Origin of the sequence: Micromonospora sp., assembly GCF_048594385.1 — a bacterium.
GTDB lineage: Bacteria > Actinomycetota > Actinomycetes > Mycobacteriales > Micromonosporaceae > Micromonospora > Micromonospora wenchangensis.
Window position 1 is genome coordinate 1 of the sequence record NZ_JBMDWU010000354.1, and the last position, 4,062, is coordinate 4,062.

The window sequence follows — 4,062 nt, forward strand, 5'->3', positions numbered from 1 at the left end:
CGGACGATCGCCCGGCGCGCCGAACGGGCGGCCTGGGCCCTGGTCGCCCACGATCCGGATCGCACCAGCTCCCTTCCGGCAAAGTATCTCAACCGCCTCTCCGACCTGCTGTTCATCCTGTCAAGAACGGCCAATCCGGGCGGCGATGTGCTATGGGTGCCGGGCGGCAAGCGCTGAGCACGGGCGGACTGCACCACGTCGAGGTCTGGGTGCCCGACCTGGCCGCCGCGAGGCGGAGCTGGGGCTGGCTGCTCGGTGAACTGGGTTGGACGCCGTACCAGGACTGGCCGGCCGGCTGCTCCTGGCGGCACGGCCCGACGTACCTGGTCGTCGAGGAGTCCCCGGCACTGACCGGGCGGACCCACGACCGGCTCGCCCCGGGCCTCAACCATCTGGCCTTCCACGCCGGTCCGCCGCACGCGGTGGACCGGCTGGTGGCCGACGCCGGGGCCCACGGGTGGGCGCTGCTGTTCGCCGACCGCCACCCGCACGCCGGGGGCCCGGACAGCTACGCCGCCTACCTCACCGACCGGCAGGGCTACGAGGTCGAGCTGGTGGCCGCCGTCGCGGCACCGTGACCGTCGGCGGCCGGGCGACCGGGGGCGGTGCCAGGCCGGCGGCCGGGCCGGGTCAGGCGGCGGGCCAGTCCTGGGAGGCCATACGCGGCGAGGCCGCCCCGGGCGGGGCGGCCTCGAGCCAGGAGGAGAAACCGGTCACCGTGGAGCGGGCCATGGCGATCTCGACCGGCGCGTGTTGACTGGTACAGCGGAGGATCACCCAGTCGGACGGCATGGAGAGCCGTTCCTGGCCCTCGGGCAGCCGCCGCCGCTCCACCACCAGCTCCTTGCGGGAGAGCACCCGCTTGGGCCGCAGGGCGAAGCTGAACATCCGGTACCAGCGGAGCTGGTCGCCGACGAACCGCGCGAAGCCCGGTGACCAGCCCCGGCCGTCCAGGACGGTGGTGACCCGGACGCTCAGCCGGATGATGCCGCCGCTACGGGTGACCAGGGCCCGCCGGACGAAGAGGATCAGGAGCGCGGCGAGGATCACCGCGATGCCGATTCCGATCCCTTCGACGATCTCCATCGGCGGGTGGGCTCAGCGGGCCGGAGTGGCCGGGGTGGCGCTCTCGGCGAGCACCGTGACGCTCTCGGCACCGACCGACAGGAACCCGCCGGTGACGTCGTAGGCGACCTGTTGGCCGCCGGCCTGCTTGATCCGGACCTGGCTGGGCTCGGCGAGCTGGCCGAGCAGCGGCGCGTGCCCCGGCAGCACACCCAGCTCGCCTTCGGTCGTGCGGGCGACGACCATTTCGGCCTCGCCGGACCAGACCTTCTCCTCGACGGCTACGAGGTCGACGTGAAGCTGCTGTGCCACGCTGTCTCCTTGCTGCGGCGACGGATTGCCGAAAGTCTAGTCGGACCGTCGTCGCCGACCCAACGCGGGTGCCGAGACCTGCGCCACCGTCCGGCGTGTCGGCTGGCCGGACGGTGGTTGTCGGCACCCCGCAGGGGTCACTTGACCTTGTTACGGAACTCCGGGTGCTCCAGCATGAAGGCGTCCAACTGCTCGTTCTTGAGGGCGGCGAAGAAGTCGTCGGCGGCGGGCAGCAACCGCTCCCCGCGGTAGCCGTTGCCGGTGCCGATCCCCTCACCGGGCAGCTTGATCAGCTCGACGTTCTCCGAGCGGATGCCCTTGAGCGCGATGGCGAAGTCGACCACGCTGTTGCCCCGGCCGTTGAAGGTCAGCGACTGGCCGGCGGCCCGGATCACCCGGTCCAGCTTGATCGGGTTGGTCACCACGTCGGCGCTGAACGCCTGGCTGATCATCGCCTTAATGAACTGCTGCTGGTGCCGCTGCCGGCCGTAGTCGGCGTCCGGGACGCCGTTCTTCGGATAGCGCTGCCGGACGTAGTCGAGCGCCTGCCAGCCGCTGAGGTGCTGGGTGCCCTTCTTGTAGACCGCCTGCGGCCCGATGTACCCCTCGCCGTACGGGTTGCCCTTGCGGTGCTTGCCGTTCGGCTCGCGGTGCTCGGAGCGGACCTCGCGCTCGATGTACATGTCGACGCCGCCCATCGCGTCGACGATCTTCTGGAAACCGCTGAAGTTGATGATCGCTCCGGCGTCGAACCGGCTGATCCCGGTCGCCTTCTGCACGGTCTTGGCGAGCAGTTCGAAGCCCTGCGCCGCACTGGGGTTCTTACCCTCGACGATGCTGCCGTGCGACATCGCACCGTTGATCTTGCCGGAGCCGCCCCGGTAGCCGGCCTTGTCGAACTTGGGGATGTCGACGTAGAGGTCACGCGGCACCGAGAAGATGTACGCCCGGTCCAGCGACTCGGGCACGTGCAGCACCATGATCGAGTCGGCCAGCGGTGGGGTCTTGGCGTCCCGCGGGTCGATGCCCACCAGCAGGATGTTCAGCGGGCCCTTGACGTTACTCTTGCGCTCCTGCGCCCCGGCCGCCTTGTCGCCGAACAGGTCGGCCTTGCCCACCGAACCCTCGTAGCGCGACAGCAGCGTCTCGTAGCCCACCAGGACCGCGCCGCTGAGCATCAGCAGCACGACCCCGAAGATGGTGCACGCGCGCGCCCAGCGGGGCACCCCGGACCAGATCGACCGTCTGCCGCTCCTGCCGGCCTTACCAACCGTGCCGGCCTTAACGATCCCGCCGCTCTTGCCGTCCCTGCCGCTCTTGCCGGCCTTGCCGGCCCTGCCGCTCTCGCCGGCCTTACCCACCAGCAGCTCCATTCGTCGCGCACGGGGACTCGTCACGAGGATTCGTCACGCCCACGAAGAGGAGACGGGCGTACCCGGTCGAAAAGTTGCACCATATCGACGCCCGGATCCGAGAGTCGTTCTCGAAACGGTACCCCGCCCCTGTGGCGACCGCTCGCCCGGTAACCGGACACCGGCCCCCACCAGGCAGGAACGGCCGAAGGCCACCCCGGGCGACCGGGGTGGCCTTCGCAGAACCGCTGTCCGAGGGCTCAGCTGTCGGAGGCTCGGCTGTCGGGAGGCTCAGCCCTCCGACATCAGCTCCTTCGCCTTGCGCTCCAGGTCCTCCAGACCGCCGCACATGAAGAAGGCCTGCTCGGGGAAGTGGTCGTACTCGCCCTCGCTGATCTTCCGGAACGCGTCGATGGTCTCCTCGATCGGGACCGTCGAGCCCGGAACGCCGGTGAACTGCTCGGCGGCGTAGGTGTTCTGGGAGAGGAAACGCTCGATCCGGCGGGCCCGGCCGACGGTGAGCTTGTCCTCTTCCGAGAGCTCCTCGATACCGAGGATGGCGATGATGTCCTGGAGGTCCTTGTAGCGCTGGAGGATGCGCTTGACCTCGGTGGCCACCGCGAAGTGCGCCTCGCCGACGAACTCCGGGGCGAGGATCCGGGACGAGGACGCCAGCGGGTCCACGGCCGGGTAGATGCCCTTGTCGGAGATCGACCGCTCCAGGTTGGTGGTCGCGTCCAGGTGGGCGAAGGTGGTCGCCGGCGCCGGGTCGGTGTAGTCGTCGGCGGGCACGTAGATCGCCTGGAGCGAGGTGATGGCCTGGCCCCGGACGGAGGTGATCCGCTCCTGGAGCTCGCCCATCTCGTCGGCCAGGGTCGGCTGGTAACCCACCGCGCTCGGCATCCGGCCGAGCAGGGTGGAGACCTCGGAACCGGCCTGGGTGAAGCGGAAGATGTTGTCGATGAAGAGCAGCACCTCCTGCTTCTTGACGTCCCGGAAGTACTCGGCCATGGTCAGCGCCGACAGCGCCACCCGCAGCCGGGTGCCCGGCGGCTCGTCCATCTGGCCGTAGACCAGCGCGGTCTTGTCGATGACGCCGGACTCGGTCATCTCGGCGATGAGGTCGTTGCCCTCACGGGTGCGCTCACCCACGCCGGCGAAGACCGACGTACCACCGAAGTTCCGGGCCACACGGGTGATCATCTCCTGGATGAGCACCGTCTTGCCCACGCCCGCGCCGCCGAACAGGCCGATCTTGCCGCCCTTGACGTACGGGGCGAGCAGGTCGATGACCTTGATGCCGGTCTCCAGCATCTCGGTCTTCGGCTCCAGG

At 69.7% G+C, this 4,062-nt stretch carries 5 protein-coding genes and 1 pseudogene; 2 read left to right on the forward strand and 4 right to left on the reverse strand.

The window, feature by feature from the left end; translation table 11 throughout:
* Window positions 1-177: pseudogene (locus ACOJTC_RS18900) on the forward strand (cob(I)yrinic acid a c-diamide adenosyltransferase); the annotation flags it as partial.
* Window positions 153-578, forward strand: coding sequence for a VOC family protein (locus ACOJTC_RS18905; RefSeq protein ID WP_420117871.1), 426 nt, complete (start codon window positions 153-155; stop codon window positions 576-578). The pseudogene ACOJTC_RS18900 and the gene ACOJTC_RS18905, both read left to right, overlap by 25 nt.
* Window positions 579-630: 52 nt before the next feature.
* Here the strand turns inward: ACOJTC_RS18905 and ACOJTC_RS18910 are convergent, their stop codons facing one another.
* The 4 genes from ACOJTC_RS18910 to atpD all read right to left on the reverse strand — a co-directional run.
* Window positions 631-1,086: a DUF2550 domain-containing protein gene (locus ACOJTC_RS18910; protein WP_088642779.1), complete on the reverse strand. Its 456-nt coding sequence runs from the start codon at window positions 1,084-1,086 to the stop codon at window positions 631-633.
* Window positions 1,087-1,098: 12 nt separating this feature from the next.
* On the reverse strand, window positions 1,099-1,377 hold the full coding sequence (locus tag ACOJTC_RS18915; RefSeq protein WP_204926935.1) for a F0F1 ATP synthase subunit epsilon: 279 nt from the start codon (window positions 1,375-1,377) through the stop codon (window positions 1,099-1,101).
* Window positions 1,378-1,514: 137 nt separating this feature from the next.
* Window positions 1,515-2,774, reverse strand: a complete 1,260-nt coding sequence (locus ACOJTC_RS18920; protein ID WP_420117872.1) for an LCP family protein — start codon at window positions 2,772-2,774, stop codon at window positions 1,515-1,517.
* A 246-nt stretch (window positions 2,775-3,020) separates the two neighbouring features.
* Window positions 3,021-4,062, reverse strand: a 1,042-nt coding sequence (atpD, locus tag ACOJTC_RS18925) for a F0F1 ATP synthase subunit beta (protein WP_420117873.1), incomplete at its 5' end; no start/stop codon positions are given.